This is a genomic window from Streptomyces sp. NBC_00461 (assembly GCF_036013935.1).
Taxonomy (GTDB): Bacteria; Actinomycetota; Actinomycetes; order Streptomycetales; family Streptomycetaceae; genus Streptomyces.
This window is the reverse complement of the sequence record NZ_CP107902.1, coordinates 6,607,145-6,622,450: the sequence shown is the minus strand read 5'-3', so window position 1 is coordinate 6,622,450 and position 15,306 is coordinate 6,607,145. Positions and strand designations below refer to the sequence as shown.

General features: G+C 71.1%; 14 protein-coding genes. 6 read left to right on the top strand and 8 right to left on the bottom strand.

Going from position 1 to position 15,306, the window contains the following annotated elements; translation table 11 throughout:
* Positions 1-5: 5 nt before the first annotated feature.
* Genes OG870_RS31110 through OG870_RS31095 form a run of 4 tightly spaced genes read right to left on the bottom strand, consistent with a single transcriptional unit; the run spans position 6 to position 5,011 of the window.
* Positions 6-644 carry a GTP-binding protein gene (locus tag OG870_RS31110; protein ID WP_327691719.1) on the bottom strand — a complete coding sequence of 213 codons (639 nt, stop codon included), beginning with the start codon at positions 642-644 and terminating at the stop codon, positions 6-8.
* Positions 625-1,065, bottom strand: coding sequence for a DUF742 domain-containing protein (locus OG870_RS31105; RefSeq protein WP_327691718.1), 441 nt, complete (start codon positions 1,063-1,065; stop codon positions 625-627). The genes OG870_RS31110 and OG870_RS31105 overlap by 20 nt, the downstream gene beginning before the upstream one ends.
* Positions 1,062-1,565 (bottom strand): roadblock/LC7 domain-containing protein, encoded by a 504-nt coding sequence (locus OG870_RS31100; protein ID WP_266521466.1) that lies wholly within the window; start codon positions 1,563-1,565, stop codon positions 1,062-1,064. The genes OG870_RS31105 and OG870_RS31100 overlap by 4 nt, the downstream gene beginning before the upstream one ends.
* Entirely contained in the window at positions 1,562-5,011 is a 3,450-nt protein-coding gene (locus OG870_RS31095) for a sensor histidine kinase (protein ID WP_327691717.1), read from the bottom strand. The genes OG870_RS31100 and OG870_RS31095 overlap by 4 nt, the downstream gene beginning before the upstream one ends.
* Positions 5,012-5,389: 378 nt before the next feature.
* Here OG870_RS31095 and OG870_RS31090 point away from each other — a divergent pair, with 378 nt between their 5' ends.
* Positions 5,390-6,175 (top strand): hypothetical protein, encoded by a 786-nt coding sequence (locus tag OG870_RS31090; RefSeq protein WP_327691716.1) that lies wholly within the window; start codon positions 5,390-5,392, stop codon positions 6,173-6,175.
* Between the two features lie 42 nt (positions 6,176-6,217).
* On the opposite strand, the gene OG870_RS31085 is transcribed toward OG870_RS31090, so the two are convergent.
* Positions 6,218-6,709: a MarR family winged helix-turn-helix transcriptional regulator gene (locus tag OG870_RS31085; RefSeq protein ID WP_266521459.1), complete on the bottom strand. Its 492-nt coding sequence runs from the start codon at positions 6,707-6,709 to the stop codon at positions 6,218-6,220.
* Between the two features lie 235 nt (positions 6,710-6,944).
* On the opposite strand from OG870_RS31085, the gene OG870_RS31080 reads away from it, so the two are divergent.
* Positions 6,945-7,766 (top strand): lysozyme, encoded by an 822-nt coding sequence (locus tag OG870_RS31080; RefSeq protein ID WP_266589888.1) that lies wholly within the window; start codon positions 6,945-6,947, stop codon positions 7,764-7,766.
* Positions 7,767-7,841: 75 nt separating this feature from the next.
* Here OG870_RS31080 and lon read toward each other — a convergent pair whose 3' ends face one another.
* The gene (gene lon / locus OG870_RS31075; protein ID WP_266521457.1) at positions 7,842-10,256 is read right to left on the bottom strand and encodes an endopeptidase La; all 2,415 of its coding nucleotides are present in this window, start codon (positions 10,254-10,256) and stop codon (positions 7,842-7,844) included.
* Between the two features lie 176 nt (positions 10,257-10,432).
* Between lon and OG870_RS31070 the strand changes: the two genes are divergently transcribed.
* Entirely contained in the window at positions 10,433-11,089 is a 657-nt protein-coding gene (locus OG870_RS31070; protein ID WP_266521455.1) for a GNAT family N-acetyltransferase, read from the top strand.
* A gap of 169 nt (positions 11,090-11,258) precedes the next feature.
* On the opposite strand, the gene OG870_RS31065 is transcribed toward OG870_RS31070, so the two are convergent.
* Positions 11,259-12,035 (bottom strand): rhomboid-like protein, encoded by a 777-nt coding sequence (locus tag OG870_RS31065; protein ID WP_266521453.1) that lies wholly within the window; start codon positions 12,033-12,035, stop codon positions 11,259-11,261.
* 104 nt (positions 12,036-12,139) lie between these two features.
* Complete coding sequence (locus OG870_RS31060) at positions 12,140-12,268, bottom strand: hypothetical protein (RefSeq protein ID WP_266521451.1); 129 nt, start codon at positions 12,266-12,268, stop codon at positions 12,140-12,142.
* Between the two features lie 170 nt (positions 12,269-12,438).
* On the opposite strand from OG870_RS31060, the gene OG870_RS31055 reads away from it, so the two are divergent.
* The 3 genes from OG870_RS31055 to OG870_RS31045 all read left to right on the top strand — a co-directional run bounded on the left by OG870_RS31055 (position 12,439) and on the right by OG870_RS31045 (position 15,104).
* The gene (locus tag OG870_RS31055; protein WP_266521449.1) at positions 12,439-13,116 is read left to right on the top strand and encodes a spermidine synthase; all 678 of its coding nucleotides are present in this window, start codon (positions 12,439-12,441) and stop codon (positions 13,114-13,116) included.
* Positions 13,117-13,260: 144 nt separating this feature from the next.
* Positions 13,261-13,998: a response regulator transcription factor gene (locus tag OG870_RS31050; protein ID WP_266521446.1), complete on the top strand. Its 738-nt coding sequence runs from the start codon at positions 13,261-13,263 to the stop codon at positions 13,996-13,998.
* On the top strand, positions 13,995-15,104 hold the full coding sequence (locus tag OG870_RS31045) for a HAMP domain-containing sensor histidine kinase (RefSeq protein WP_266521444.1): 1,110 nt from the start codon (positions 13,995-13,997) through the stop codon (positions 15,102-15,104). Before OG870_RS31050 ends, OG870_RS31045 begins: the two co-directional genes overlap by 4 nt.
* Positions 15,105-15,306: the final 202 nt, after the last annotated feature.

Genomic DNA, 15,306 nt, shown 5'->3' with positions numbered 1-15,306 from the left:
CTCTACTACTCGGGGGTCTCGTCGAGCGCGTGGCCGACGAGGGACAGGAGAGTCTCGATCACCGAGATCCTCCGCCGTGCATCCATGATCATTACGGGTATGTGCGCGGGGATCGTCAACGCCTCCCGCACGTCCGCCGGTTCGAACAGCTCGGTGCCGTCGAAGTGGTTGACGGCGACGACGTACGGCAGTCCGCAGCTCTCGAAGTAGTCCAGTGCCGGGAAGGAGTCCTTCAGACGCCGGGTGTCGGCCATGACGACGGCGCCTATCGCGCCGCGCACCAGGTCGTCCCACATGAACCAGAACCGCTGCTGGCCCGGCGTGCCGAACATGTAGAGCACCAGGTCGTCGTCGAGCGTGAGGCGGCCGAAGTCCATGGCCACGGTGGTGGTCAGCTTGCCGGGCGTGTCGGTGAGGTCGTCTGTGCCCTCGCTCGCCTCGGTCATCAGCGCCTCGGTCTGCAGGGGCGTGATCTCCGAGACGGCGCCGACCAGAGTGGTCTTGCCGACGCCGAAGCCACCCGCCACGACTATCTTCGTGGCGATGGGGGCGCGGGTGCGATCCGTCTGCCAGGGCTGTACGGGCCCCTCTTCCTCGAGGAGCGGAAGGACGCCGCGAGCGGCGTCAGAGACGACGGAGTCCACTCAGCACCCTTTCCAGCAGCGCGCGGTCCGGACGGCCGGTGCCGTGACCGGTACCGGTTCCGTACACGCGGATTCTTCCCTGGTCCGCGAGGTCGCTGAGCAGCACGCGGACCACACCGAGCGGCATCTTCAGCAGCGCGGCGATCTCGGCCACCGTGCGCATGCGGCGGCACAGTTCGACTATGGCGAGCATCTCCGGCATGACGCGGGTGCTGAGGGACCCTCCCCCACTGCCAATGGCGTGGGCGGCGCCCCCAGTCAGCTCCTTGCGCTCCTCGGGGGCCTCCAGCGCCGCCACGAACGTCTCCACGAGGAGGACGTGGCCGAAACGGGTACGGCCGCCGGTGAGCGAGTAGGGGCGCACGCGGGCCGGCTTGCGGTCGCCGCGACGCACGGGCAGCTTCTTGGGCGTACCGCTCATCGGGTGCTCCCCGTGGACTGCGATTCCAGGGATTTCCGTAGCTCGCTGCGGAGTTCGGGGGTGAGCACATGGCCGGCACGGCCGACGAACAGGGCCATGTGGTACGCGACCACGCTCATGTCGCAGTCCGCGGAGCCGTGCACGCCGAGCAGCGAGCCGTCGCTGATCGACATCACGAACAGGCTTCCCTCGTCCATCGCGACCATCGTGTGCTTCACGTTGCCGGAGCCCATCAGCTTGGCCGCGCCGATGGTGAGGCTGCCGATGCCGGAGACGATCGCGGCGAGGTCGGCCGAGGAGCCCCTGGGGCCGGTGGGCCTGCTTCCGCGAGCCTCGCGGGCTGCGGAGTTTCGACCAGGGTCGGAGGAGAGCAGGAGCAGGCCGTCGGAGGAGACCACCGCTACTGACTGGATGCCCGGCACCTCCTCGACCAGGTTCGTCAGCAGCCAGTGCAGGTTGCGGGCTTCACTGCTCAGTCCGAAGGTACTGGGCGCGGTCAACTGCTTGCCTCCTCGACAGTGCCCCCCGTGGCTTCTTCGGATACGGCATGTTCGGTGGTCGGTACCCGGGTCGGTGCCTGAGCCGGTACCTGGGTCTGGGCCGTCCGTTCGGCGATCTCCGTCTCTACGTCGCGGTAGCCGGCCTGGGCGCCCTGGCGGAAGCCGCCGAGTCTCCTGCGGAGGGCTTCCGCGTCTACGGAGCGTCGGCGTGGGGGCGCGGACTGGGTGGGGGCGGTGATCTTGGGGGTGCGCTTGGGGAGGCCCTTGGCGGTGACGGGCTCCTCGTCCGGGGTACGGGTGTGCTCCGCCTCGGCATCGCCTTCGCCGGCTGTGTACCCACCGGCACCACTCGTACCGACCTGGCCGTCGGGTGCGGGTGGTCCCTGCGGGGCGAACTCGGCGTCGGCGGCCGCACGTTGAGCCGGAAGCGGGATCGTCCCGGCCGCCGGCTGCGGGTGCGCCTCGGCCGTCTCATGCGCGGGCCGGTCATGGCTCTCGGGCGTCTCGGCCACCGGCTCGTCCTGAGCCTCGGGCACGAATGACGGGATCAGAAGTTCCATCGTGATCTCGGCGGCCGGCACGTCGGGCACAGGGGACTCCGACTGCGGTTCGGCGTCCGCCGGTGCGCCGAGTTCCGGCTGCGGCTCGGATTCCGCCGTTACGTCGGATTCCGACTGCTGCCCGGCATCTGCCGGTACATCGAAGGTCGACTGCTGGCCTGCGGCCGGTGCAACGGCCAAGCCAGGCTGCGGCTCGCCGCCCGCCGGTGCGCCGAACTCCGGCTGCGGCTCGGATGCCGCCGGTGCGTCGGACCCTGACTGCTGCCCGGCATCTACCGGTGCACCGAGTGCCGACTGCGGCTCAGCGTCCGCCGGTACATCGGCTTCCGACTGCGGCTCGACGTCCGCCGGTACATCGGCTTCCGACTGCGGCTCAGCATCCGCCGGTACGTCGGAGCCCGGCTGTGGGCCTGTGGCCGGTGCAGCGTCGAATGCAGGCTGCGGCTCGACGTCCGCCGCTCCGTCGAGCCCCGGCTGCGAACCGGCGGCCGCCGACGTCTCAAGCCCCGGCTGCGAGCCTGCGGTCGGCGGCACGTCGTCGGAGGTCGGCTGTGGCTCGGTGGCCGTGGGCTCCGGTGCTGTCGGTGCGGCCGGTGCCGGTACGGGCTCCGGTGTCGGCTCCGGCCGCTCGCGTATCGCGTTCTCCGCCAGTGCGACCAGGGGGTCGGTGGAGGTCGAGCGGCCGTAGAGGATGTTGGAATTGGCCTCGGCGTCGGCGCCGGGGAGGGAGAAGGCGGGGGTGGCGCCCGTGGTGGGCGCGGTGGCCGACGGGACGGCGGACGGCTGGGCCGAGGCGAGCAAGCCCCCCGGCACGACCACGACCGCCGCGACGCCGCCCTGCTTCTGCTCGCGCAACTGGACGCGGACGCCGTGGCGGTGGGCCAGGCGCGCGACGACGTAGAGGCCGAGGCCGAGGCCCTCGTCGCCCTCGTGGTTGTAGGAGGTCTCCGGGTCGAACTCGGCGAGGCGGGCGTTCAGGCGCGTCATCTGCTCGCCGGCCATGCCGATGCCCTCGTCCTGCACGGAGAGCATGACCTCGCCGTTCTCCAGCAGCCAGCCGGAGATCTCGACGGGCAGGTCGGGCGGGGAGAACGTGGTGGCGTTCTCCAGCAGTTCGGCCAGCAGGTGCGAGAGGTCGTCCGCGGCGAAGCCCGCGACGTACGCGTGCGGCGGCAGCACGGCTATGCGGACACGCTCGTACCGCTCGATCTCGCTGACCGCGGCACGCACGACGTCGACGAGCGGCACGGGATGCGCGCTCTGCTGCACGTGCTCGGTGCCGGCGAGGACGAGGAGGTTCTCGCTGTGCCGGCGCATCACCGTGGCGAAATGGTCGAGCTTGAAGAGGGTGGCGAGGCGGTCCGGGTCGTGTTCCCGCTCCTCCAGGCCCTCGATGACGGCGAGTTGACGCTCTACCAGGCCGAGGGTGCGCAGCGCCAGGTTCACGAACCTGCCGCCGATGCTCTCGCGCAGACGCTCCAACTGGGCTGCGGAGTCGGCGAGATCGGTGCGCAGCTCCTCGCGGGCGTCGGCCATCTTCTGCCGCTGGCCGACCAGGTGCTTGCGGTCGGCCTCCAGGGTGGCGATGCGCTCGTGCAGGGCGGCGGCATGCGCGTGCAGGGTGTTGACGGAGCGGACGACCTGGGCGAACTCGTCGTTGCGGCCGGTGAAGGTGACCGGTTCCTGGGCGGCCGGGTCCTCCGCCTCGGCGAGCCGGGCCGAGCCGCGGCGCAGGACGGAGAGCGGGCGCGTGAGGCTGCGGGCCATCGCCGTGGCGACACCGACCGCGAGCAGCATGAGGGCGCCGAGGACGGCGATGCGGATCTCCAGCGTGCTGACGTCGTCGTCGCGCAGCTGGGCGAGGTCCTTGGTGCGGCGGTCGTAGAGGGCGGACTCCGCGCCGCGCATGGCGTCGATCCGGGCGGAGAGCGCGGCGTCGACCTTCGTGGCCCTGGTGCCGAGTTCGGACGGGGAGAGCGTCGGCTGGTCGGTGAGGGCGGCGAGGTACTGCTCGGCGGAGTTGACCTCGGCACCGGTGACCGTCGAGTCGTACGACGTCCGGGCGGCCTTGGGCGCGGTGTCGTGGAAGTCGGCGAGGGCCGCGTCGGAGCGCAGCCGGGCCTGCTGGGCGGCGGCGGTCAGCGCATTGCGCTGTTTGGTGTCGGCGGCCGAGGAGGTGGTGGTCGTGGTCGGCAGGCCGGTGGTGGGGCTGATGACCGACTGCTGGGACGTCGGCACGCTCAGCGCCGCGAGGAGCAGCCCGCGGGCGGCGGCGGACTGCTGCACGGCGGAGTCCAGCTCGGCGAGAGCGTACGCGCCCGAACCGGCCCGGGGCGGCATCTGCTGGGCCAGCTGCTCGGCGAGGCCGTGCAGTTCGGTGATGGCGGCGGAGTAGGCGTCGTGCGCCTCAAGGGCGCTGCTCTTGCCGGTGAGCGCGGAGCGGCGCAGGGCTGCGATGTCGTCGAGGTCGCCGCGCAGGGAGGCGGACGTGTCGGTGTTCTCCCGCAGGTCCTCGACCTGCCGGTCGACACGGGCGCTCGCCTGCTCGGTGGGCGCCTTGGACTTGGCCCGGCCGACGGCGATGTAGGACGTCACCTCGTCGCGCTCGTCGGCGAGCGAGTGGGCGAGATTGAGGGCGTCCTGGGTCTGCCCGGCGAGCGTCACCAGGTCCTGGGAGTCCTTGAGTTGCCCGGAGGCGGCGAGGACGGAGGGGGCACCGGCGCCGGCGATGGCGGCGGCCACGACGGCCACGGCGACGACGAGCCGGTTGCGTACGTGGGTGGGCCGGCCCTTGCCGGTGGTGGTGCCGGTGCTGCCGGGCGTGCGCTCCGCGCCCGCTGCGGGGTCCGTCTGCTTGCCTGTGCGACGAGGCCGCGTCTTCTGCACCGGTGCTCGCATTCCTGACTCGTGATACTCATGGGCCCGGGTGACGCTCCGTCAACTGATGCCGACCGTGCGTACCGCCGGTACGGTCCCCGACCCTCCCAGTGCCGGTGGGCAGTGGCCGAGCATCACCTGACCCGCCACCCGAAGGAGTGAACATCGGAGGGGAGTTGGCGAGCAAGTTCCTCGGAGGGGTGCAGCGGCCTTGCACGGCAGGCCGGTTGGACGTCTGCGCCCGGCGGTGGCAGTATTCGCCGACACGCGTTCCCGGAACAACGGATTCCACCCCAAACCAGGCGCCTGACCTGCGCGAGTGCGTGGATTGGGTAACCAGTGACACCTTTCGGCGAACCCCGTGAAGACGTCGTGCAGACTCGCTGAATGCGTACGGAACTTGTCTCGGAGCCCGGGGATTCCACCCGCCCCAACGAGGACTTCGCCGCGGTGGCCCTGCCCGCTTCCGGCCAGGGCGGCGCCCTCGTCGTCCTGGACGGAGTGACGCCTCCGCGTGACGAGACGGGCTGTCTGCATTCGGTCCCCTGGTACGTCGCCCGCCTCGGCGGCGCCCTGACCGAACTGACTGTTTCCCTCCCGGATGTTCCGCTGCCCCAGACCCTTTCCCGGGCCATCGCCCGCACGGCCGAGGCGCATGCGGACACCTGTGACCTTTCTCACCCACGCACCCCACAGGCAACGGTCGTCGTGGCGCGCTGGGGCCTTGAGACCGTCGAGTACCTGGTCCTGTCCGACTCCGCCCTGCTTCTGGAGTCGTCGGAGGGCTCGGTGACGGCCGTACTGGACGACCGCCTGTCCCGGCTGCCGCGCACGGCCCTGGCGACGGACGCACTGGTGGACTCCACCATCCGGAACAAGGAGGGCGGCTTCTTCACGGCGGCCGCGGATCCGTCGGTTGCGGAGCGGGCCGTGACGGGGGCCCTCCCCCGCGGGGAGGTACGTGCGCTGGCCGCGCTGACCGACGGGGCGACGCGGTGGGTGGAGAAGTTCCGCGAGGGCGACTGGGCGGACTGCCTCCGGTTCGTACGGAAGGAGGGAGCGGGGGCGCTGGTCGAGCGGGTGCGGACGCTCGAAACCGCGGACACGGAACGGGTGTTCCTGCGGCGGAGCAAGACGCACGACGACGCGACGGTGGTCCACGTGGAGCTGTGACGCTCCCCGCGACGGGCGCGGGCCCCCTCCGCTCCCCCGCCCCTACCTCTCCATTCCCCGGTTCAACTGCCCGAGCAGCCGCGCCAGTTCGGCCACCTCGCGCCGATCCCAGTGGGACAGCTGGCTGACGTACCGCGCCCGTCGGGCGTCGCGGACCTTGCTCACCCGCTGGTGGCCCTCGTCCGTGAGGTGGACGAGCCAGGCGCGACCGTCGGCGGGGTCGGGTTCGCGGGCGACCAGCCCGAGGTCCTCCAGGGCGCGCAGCTGACGGGACATGGTCGCCTTGCCGACGCCGATGTAGGCCGCGAGTTCCGTCGCACGCTGCCGGCCGCACTCGTCCAGCCGGATGAGCAGCCCGTACGCCGCCGTCTCCAGGTCGGGGTGGACCTCGCGCGCCATCTCTCCCTGATTGGCGCGGGCGCGCCGGAAGAGGACCGTGAGTTCACGCTCCAGCGACAGGTACTCATGGTCTGCGCCACTCGGTGACGCCTGCGCCGGGAGGCGGCGCTCGTCCCCGTTATCGCCTTCGTGCACGTCAGCCCCTGCCTCGGTTTCCCGATCCTGAAAGTTTCCGCCAGACCCCGTCGTTGCCGCAGCTCTCCAAGTATTTCGCAGGGCTAGACCAACGGCAGCATCCGGCCCCTCTTCCCACCCTCTCCTCTACGTGCGTAGCTTCTTCAGCAGGCAATGTCTGGCATGCCCACGCCAGCAGCACATCGGCACCTCAGCGCTTCCCCACCGAGCATCACCGAGCCCTCGGAGGCACGCCATGCCTGCGCACAGACCTGGACCGCCCCGCCCCCGGCGCCTCTTCCTCGCCGGACTGCTGCTCGCCGCCCTCTCCCTCGCCCTCAGCGCCCCGCCGTCCTCCGCGGCGGACACCCCGGCCCGCGGTTCGGCCCACATGGGCATGGGCGTCCTAGCCCACGACGGACACGACGGCACCCCGTACGCCGTCGGCGCCGCCCAGACCGAGGGCGTGGACGTCTCCGGCCACCAGGGCAACGTCGCCTGGTCGACCCTGTGGAGCAGCGGGGTCAGATGGGCGTACACGAAGGCGACCGAGGGGACGTACTACACGAACCCCTATTTCGCCCAGCAGTACAACGGCTCCTACAACGTCGGCATGATCCGCGGCGCCTACCACTTCGCCACCCCCGACACCACCAGCGGCGCGACCCAGGCCAACTACTTCGTCGACCACGGCGGCGGCTGGTCCAAGGACGGCAGGACCCTCCCCGGGGCCCTCGACATCGAGTGGAACCCCTACGGCGCCGAGTGCTACGGCAAGTCGGCGAGCGCGATGGTCGGCTGGATCGCCGACTTCCTGAACACGTACAGGGCACGCACGGGCCGGGACGCCGTCATCTACACGGCCACCAGCTGGTGGACCGACTGCACGGGCAACCACGCGGGCTTCGCGTCGGCCAACCCGCTGTGGATCGCGCGGTACGCCTCCGATCCGGGAACGCTGCCGGCCGGCTGGAGTGTCTACACGATGTGGCAGTACACCTCGTCCGGGCCGACCGTCGGCGACCACGACAAGTTCAACGGGGCGTTGGACCGGGTCGTCGCCCTCGCCAACGGCTGATCCCTCCGCACGCACATGGCGAAGGCCCGGGCCACCCTCACGGGGCCCGGGCCTTCCCTCATCCCGCGGCGTCCGTCACGCCGCCACGGGAACCTTCGGCGTCGCGTCGCTCGTGGCGGGCGCGAGTGCCAGTTCCAGGACCTGGCGGACGTCCGTGACGGTGTGGACGTCGAGCTTTTCCAGCACCTCCGCGGGGACGTCGTCCAGGTCGGCCTCGTTGCGCTTGGGGATGATGACGGTGGTGACGCCCGCGCGGTGCGCCGCGAGCAGCTTCTGCTTCACGCCGCCGATCGGCAGGACCCGGCCGGTCAGTGAGACCTCTCCCGTCATCGCCACGTCCGTGCGGACCAGGCGGCCGGACAGGAGGGACGCCAGCGCCGTCGTCATCGTGACGCCCGCGCTCGGGCCGTCCTTCGGGACCGCGCCCGCCGGGAAGTGGATGTGGGCACCCCGGTCCTTCAGGTCGGCCACCGGCAGTTCGAGTTCGGCGCCGTGACTGCGCAGGAAGCTCAGCGCGATCTGCGCCGACTCCTTCATCACGTCACCGAGCTGGCCGGTGAGGGTCAGGCCCGCGGCGCCCGTCTCCGGGTCGGCCAGGGACGCCTCCACGAACAGGACGTCTCCGCCCGCGCCGGTGACCGCCAGGCCGGTGGCGACACCGGGGACCGCGGTACGGCGCTCCGCCGGGTCCTGGGCGGACTCCGGGACATGGTGCGGGCGTCCGATCAGGGCACGCAGGTCACCGTCCGTGATGGTGAACGGCAGCTCGCGCCCGCCCAGTTCGTGCTCGGCCGCGACCTTGCGCAGCAGCCTGGCGATGGACCGCTCCAGGGTGCGGACGCCCGCCTCGCGCGTGTACTCGCCGGCGAGCTTGCGCAGGGCGCTCTCGTCGAGAGTCACCTCGTCCGTGTCCAGGCCCGCCCGCTCCAGCTGGCGCGGGAGCAGGTGGTCGCGGGCGATGACGACCTTCTCGTCCTCGGTGTAGCCGTCCAGGCGGACCAGCTCCATACGGTCGAGCAGGGCCTCCGGGATGGCCTCCAGGACGTTCGCCGTGGCGAGGAAGACGACGTCGCTGAGGTCGAGTTCGACCTCCAGGTAGTGGTCGCGGAACGTGTGGTTCTGCGCCGGGTCCAGGACCTCCAGCAGTGCCGCCGCGGGGTCGCCGCGGAAGTCCGAGCCGACCTTGTCGATCTCGTCGAGCAGGACGACCGGGTTCATCGAACCGGCTTCCTTGATGGCGCGGACGACCCGGCCGGGCAGGGCACCGACGTAGGTACGGCGGTGGCCGCGGATCTCGGCCTCGTCGCGCACTCCGCCGAGGGCGACGCGGACGAACTTCCGGCCCATGGCGTGTGCCACCGACTCGCCGAGAGACGTCTTGCCGACGCCGGGCGGGCCGACGAGGGCCAGGACGGCACCGCCGCGCCGGCCGCCGATGACGCCGAGGCCGCGGTCGCTGCGACGCTTGCGCACCGCCAGGTACTCGGTGATCCGCTCCTTCACGTCCTCCAGGCCCGCGTGCTCGGCGTCGAGGATCGCCTTGGCGCCCTGGATGTCGTACGCGTCCTCGGTCCGCGTGGTCCACGGGAGTTCCAGGACGGTGTCCAGCCAGGTGCGGATCCAGGAGCCCTCGGGGGACTGGTCGCTGGACCGCTCCAGCTTGTCGACCTCCTTCAGCGCCGCTTCCCGCACGTGCTCCGGGAGGTCGGCGGCCTCCACGCGGGCGCGGTAGTCGTCGGACTCCTCGCCGTCCTGTTCGCCGTTCAGCTCGCGCAGTTCCTTGCGGACGGCTTCCAGCTGGCGCCGGAGCAGGAACTCCCGCTGCTGCTTGTCGACGCCTTCCTGGACGTCCTTGGCGATGGTCTCGGCGACGTCCTGCTCGGCGAGGTGGTCGCGCAGCTGCTGGGTGGCGAGCTTGAGACGGGCGATCGGGTCGGCGGTCTCCAGCAGTTCGATCTTCTGGTCGGTGGTCAGGAAGGGCGAGTATCCGGAGTTGTCGGCGAGCTGGGACACGTCGTCGATGGCCTGGACGCGGTCCACGACCTGCCAGGCGGCGCGCTTGCGCAGCCAGGCGGTGGCGAGGGCCTTGTACTCCTTGACCAGTTCGGTGACGTGGCCGGGCAGCGGCTCCGGCACGCTCTCGTCGATCCTCGTCCCCTCGACCCACAGCGCGGCGCCCGGGCCGGTGGTGCCGGCGCCGATCTTCACTCGGCCGCGGCCGCGGATCAGGGCGCCCGGGTCGCCGTCGGCCAGCCGGCCGACCTGCTCGACGGTGCCGAGCACGCCGGTGCCCGGGTATGCGCCGTCGACACGTGGCACCAGCAGGACCTTCGGCTTCCCCGGTTCGGACCGGGCGGCGGCCTGGGCGGCCTCCACCGCGGCGCGTACATCGGGGTCGTTCAGGTCCAGCGGCACCACCATGCCGGGCAGCACGACCTCGTCGTCGAGTGGCAGCACGGGCAGGGTGAGCGGTGTGGACGTCGAAGCCATGATCTACCCTCCGGCAGTCAAGTTGAGTTATGCCGACTCAATGCACGGGACGCCATGAATGTTCCCGAGGTCGTGTTCGCCGTGAGCGATCACCTCTGTCGATGGAGCGTGAGCTGCACATATCTTCGGTTCAGTAATAGACGAAGGTGGAACTCAGTCATTACAGGAGGGGTGTCGTGGACGAGGTCGTACGGGCATGGGTGCACGGGTGGGTCGTCTCGCGCCGGGCCGGTCCCCCGATGGAGGAACCATGGGGCTGGACGGTCGACGTGGGGCTGGTGGACCAGGTCTCGCGCCATGTCTTCGGCGCGACGAACGACGACGTCGACGAGGACACCGTGCGGAAGGTGGCCGGTGCGGTGACCGGGGCCGGTGTCTGGCTGAAGGTGTTCCGGGATCCGTCGGTGGCGCGGGAGTGGGTGGGCGCGGGCTGGTGGGTGGATCCGGAACCGGGGTATCTGATGACGATTCCGCTGACGGGAGCCGAGGAGACGGAGGTTCCGTACGGCCACCGGTTGCGGTCCTGGACGCGGGGCGGTGTCACCACGGTGCTGGTCGCGGCGCCGGACGGGTCACTCGCGGCCCGCGGCCAGATCGCGACGAACGGCGCGACGGCGGTCGCCGACCGGATCGAGACCGCGCCGGCACATCGGCGACGGGGGCTCGGGAGCGTGGTCATGCGGACCTTGCAGCGCACGGCGGCCGAGCAGGGCGCCGAGACGGGCGTGCTGGCGGGGACTCCGGCGGGGCGGGCGCTGTACGAGGCGCTGGGCTGGCGCACTGTGGCCCCGCTGACGAGCGCGAAGTTCGTGGGCCCGGCGGGCCGGCCCTGAGCGGGGCATGTCGGCCTCGGGCTTGCAGGGCCAACGCCAAGAACCTGCAACGCCGTTCACAGGAACGGCGTTGCAGCTTCCCGAACCCGTTCACAGGCTGCGACCCCCAAAAGCCCGAGGGCTCCCAGGAACCCCAGGACTCCCAGGAACCGCGGGACTACCAGGGCCGCTAGCGGGCCGCGCCGGGCGGCCCCGCCCGGTGCCAGCGCCTGATCATCGGCCAGGTCGCGATGCCTATCGCCAGCGAGATCAGGTGCCCCCAGTTGGTCATCGGGTCCGTGAACTCGATCAGGTCCTGGACCAGCATTCCGCCGAACAGCGCCAGCAACGGCCAGCGCAGCCACGGCGTGAGCAGTCCGGCCAGGGCGCCGACGCCCGCCGCCACGCCGAAGCTGATGCCGTAGTCCAGGCGGTGCAGGGAACTGTCGGGGAGATGGCCCACCAGGACCGCGAGACCCACCGTGCCCTCGGTCGCGAGGGTGGCCAGGACGTGCCCGAGCAGGAAGACGACGGCCGCCCGCCCCCCGCCCATCCGCCGCTCCAGCGCGGTCATGACGAGCAGGAACGCGAACATGTACGGCGAGGCGATCCCGCCCGCCACCCACAGGGCGCTGGCGAGCAGCACCAGGACGGGCGTCTGCACGAGGTGCGCCACGTCGGTGCTGGACGCCTGGTAGAGGGTGTAGACGAGAGAGGGGGAGGCGTACGCGGTGATCAGTGAGGTGAGGACCAGGACTGCCGCGTAGGCGAAGGTGAACGGGGTGCCGGTGGGGGTCGGCAGGAGGCGCCAGGGGCGGAGGGCGCGGGCCGTGCGGACGGGCACCGGCAGGCTGGGCGCCACGATGCTCGCCGGGCCGCGCTGGCGGGGCATGCCGTCCAGGAGCCCGGACACGCCGGGCGGGGGCGCGACCGAGGGCTCGTTCTCGGCCGTCGCGGTGTGTTCCACGGTGAGGCGCTCCTTCTGTTGCGCTCCACCCTCGACAACCGCAGGGGTCCCTGTCTGTGACCGACGCCACGCGAGAGGCGATTCACAGCAACCTCTCAGGCTTCTTACGCGTCCGGGGGCAGTTCCTCGCCATCGGCCGTGCCGGCGTGCGCCGCCCGGGTCGCCGGGTCCCGGTCGCCGGTGCGGTGGACGGAGGCGTCGCTGATGGCGTCGTCGCGGAGGCCCGCGCGCATCGGTTCACTGCAGCACTACCTGCCGCTCCGCTCGTCCTCCCACCGTCTCGCACCACGCCCCTGCCGGAGCCCTGCGGCCGCCACCCCACGGCTCGCCCGCGCTCCTCTTTCTCACGGCACTCGCGGCGTGAGGCCCGCGGCGCGCCCCGCAGCTCATGCAGGATGGGGCCATGACCGCCAGCTGCGACACCCCTTTAGTCCTGGACCGGCGCGAGGGCCCGTACGGCGAGGTCGTGCTGCGCCGGCACGGCGCGTTGCTGCAGATCATCGCCAACGGCTGCTTCCTGATGGACACCTCCGACGGCCGTTCGGAGCGGCGGCTCGTGGACGTCGCACGCGACGCCCTGGGCCGGCGCACGGAACCGGACGTACTGATCGGAGGCCTGGGTGTGGGGTTCTCCCTCGCGCACGCGGCGGCCGACCCGTACTGGGGCGCGATCACCGTCGTGGAGCGCGAGCGCGCCATCATCGACTGGCATCGCGACGGCCCCCTCGCCGCCCTCTCGGCGCAGGCCGTCGCCGACCCGCGCACGGAGATCGTCGAGGCGGACCTGATCACTTACGTCAATGAGACATCCGACACGTACGACGCCCTCTGCCTGGACATCGACAACGGCCCCGGCTGGACGGTCACCGAGGGCAACGACGATCTCTACTCGCCGGACGGACTGACAAGCTGCACAAGGGTGTTGAAGCCGGGCGGGGTACTGGCGGTATGGTCCGCCCAGCCCTCTCCGGAATTCGAAGAAACCTTGTGGAATGCCGGGTTCCAACAGGTGCGTACCGAAGAGATCCCGGTTGCCCGGGGCGTTCCCGACGTCGTGCACATCGCCGTCCGACCTGGATAGCCGCAGCGCGGTGACTCCCCGTACCCTGCTTGCCTGGCGCAGATCATTCAAGCGTCAATCGCAAGCGTGCACAGGCATGCGCATGCCTGTGCCAGTAAATACGGATCACCCCACAGATTCCGGAAAGCAACTCAGGGGCGGGCGATGGAGCAGACCCACACATCCCACAACGGCACGACGGCGACCCCGGGCGCGCAGCGCCGGGTCCTGGTGGTCGAGGACGACGCGACCATCGTCGATGCCATCGCGGCCCGCCTGCGCGCAGAGGGATTCCTCGTGCAGACCGCGGGTGACGGCCCGGCGGCCGTCGACACCGCCGAGGCCTGGCAGCCCGACCTGCTGATCCTCGACATCATGCTGCCCGGCTTCGACGGCCTGGAGGTCTGCCGCCGCGTGCAGGCCCAGCGCCCGGTGCCGGTGATGATGCTCACCGCGCGCGACGACGAGACCGACATGCTGGTCGGGCTCGGCGTCGGCGCCGACGACTACATGACCAAGCCGTTCTCCATGCGCGAGCTGGCCGCCCGCGTGCACGTGCTGCTGCGCCGGGTGGAGCGTGCCGCGCTGGCCGCCGCGACGCCCAGAAGCGGCATCCTCCGGCTCGGCGAGCTGGAGATCGACCACGCCCAGCGACGGGTGCGCGTGCACTCGGAGGACGTGCATCTCACGCCCACCGAGTTCGACCTCCTGGTCTGCCTGGCGAACACCCCGCGCGCGGTGCTCTCCCGTGAGCAGCTGCTGGCCGAGGTGTGGGACTGGGCCGACGCGTCCGGCACCCGGACCGTCGACAGCCACATCAAGGCGCTGCGCCGGAAGATCGGCGCCGAGCGGATCCGCACGGTGCACGGCGTGGGCTACGCACTGGAGACCCCGACGCCATGAGTGGCGGGCCGCCCGCACGGAGAAGCCCCGGGGAGGAGCCCTGGGGCGGCGTCCGCCCGTTCTCGATCAAGACCAAGCTGGGCGCACTGGTCGTCATCGCCGTCCTCATCACCACCGGGCTGATGATGATCGCGATGCGCACGGCGACGGAGCTGCGCTTCATCACGGTCTTCTCGATGGTCGCCACACTGCTGATCACGCAGTTCGTGGCCCATTCGCTCACCGCGCCCCTGGACGACATGAACGCGGTCGCCGGCGCCATCTCGCACGGCGACTACACCCGCAGGGTGCGCGAGAACCGCCGCGACGAACTCGGCGACCTCGCACAGACGATCAACCGCATGGCCGACGACCTGGAGGCCCAGGAACGGCAGCGCAAGGAGCTCGTCGCGAACGTCTCGCACGAGCTGCGCACCCCCATCGCGGGCTTGCGGGCGGTGCTGGAGAACATCGTCGACGGCGTCACCACCGCCGACCCCGAGACCATGCGTACGGCCCTGAAGCAGACGGAGCGCCTCGGCCGGCTGGTGGAGACGCTGCTGGACCTGTCCCGGCTGGACAACGGCGTCGTACCGCTGCGCCAGCGGCGTTTCGAGGTCTGGCCGTATCTGTCGGGCGTGCTGAAGGAGGCCAACATGGCCGTGCCCGCGCGCGCGGGCATCGCCTCGGGCTCCGGCAGCCACACCCGTACGGACGTCCATCTGCACCTCGACGTGTCCCCGCCGGAGCTGACCGCGCACGCGGACCCCGAGCGCATCCACCAGGTGGTGGCGAACCTCATCGACAACGCGGTCAAGCACAGTCCGCCGCACGGGCGCGTGACCGTGAAGGCGCGGCGCGGGCTGCAGTCGGAGTCGCTGGAGCTGGAGGTGCTGGACGAGGGCCCCGGCATTCCGCGCTCGGAGTGGCACCGGGTCTTCGAGCGCTTCAACCGGGGTGGCGCGGGCGCGTCCAACGGGCAGGGCGGCGACGGCGGTACGGGCCTCGGGCTCGCGATCGCCCGCTGGGCCGTCGACCTCCACGGAGGCGGGATCGGAGTGGCCGAATCCGAGCGTGGCTGCCGGATCCTCGTCACTCTCCCGGGAGAGACATCCGTTCCAAGTTGACGTAAAGTCCGAACCGGAGCCTCAAGATCCACCGACGTCCGCGCTGCCGGACACGTGTGATCAGGCCGATGCCCGTACGCCGCGCGTACAGGGCCTGCGTCTGCGTTTCCCAGCACCTCTGATCTGTAGCGAAACCGCGTTTGTTTCCCGCCATTTCCAGGCCCGAAACACACTTTCCGGTGTGACTTACACGACGATGAAC

Coding starts and splice junctions, on each gene's coding strand:
- OG870_RS31105 (WP_327691718.1), bottom strand. CDS start 1,065: ATGAGCGGTACGCCCAAGAAGCTGCCCGTGCGTCGCGGCGACCGCAAG.
- OG870_RS31055 (WP_266521449.1), top strand. CDS start 12,439: ATGACCGCCAGCTGCGACACCCCTTTAGTCCTGGACCGGCGCGAGGGC.
- OG870_RS31090 (WP_327691716.1), top strand. CDS start 5,390: ATGCGTACGGAACTTGTCTCGGAGCCCGGGGATTCCACCCGCCCCAAC.
- OG870_RS31050 (WP_266521446.1), top strand. CDS start 13,261: ATGGAGCAGACCCACACATCCCACAACGGCACGACGGCGACCCCGGGC.
- lon (WP_266521457.1), bottom strand. CDS start 10,256: ATGGCTTCGACGTCCACACCGCTCACCCTGCCCGTGCTGCCACTCGAC.
- OG870_RS31080 (WP_266589888.1), top strand. CDS start 6,945: ATGCCTGCGCACAGACCTGGACCGCCCCGCCCCCGGCGCCTCTTCCTC.
- OG870_RS31060 (WP_266521451.1), bottom strand. CDS start 12,268: ATGCGCGCGGGCCTCCGCGACGACGCCATCAGCGACGCCTCCGTCCAC.
- OG870_RS31045 (WP_266521444.1), top strand. CDS start 13,995: ATGAGTGGCGGGCCGCCCGCACGGAGAAGCCCCGGGGAGGAGCCCTGG.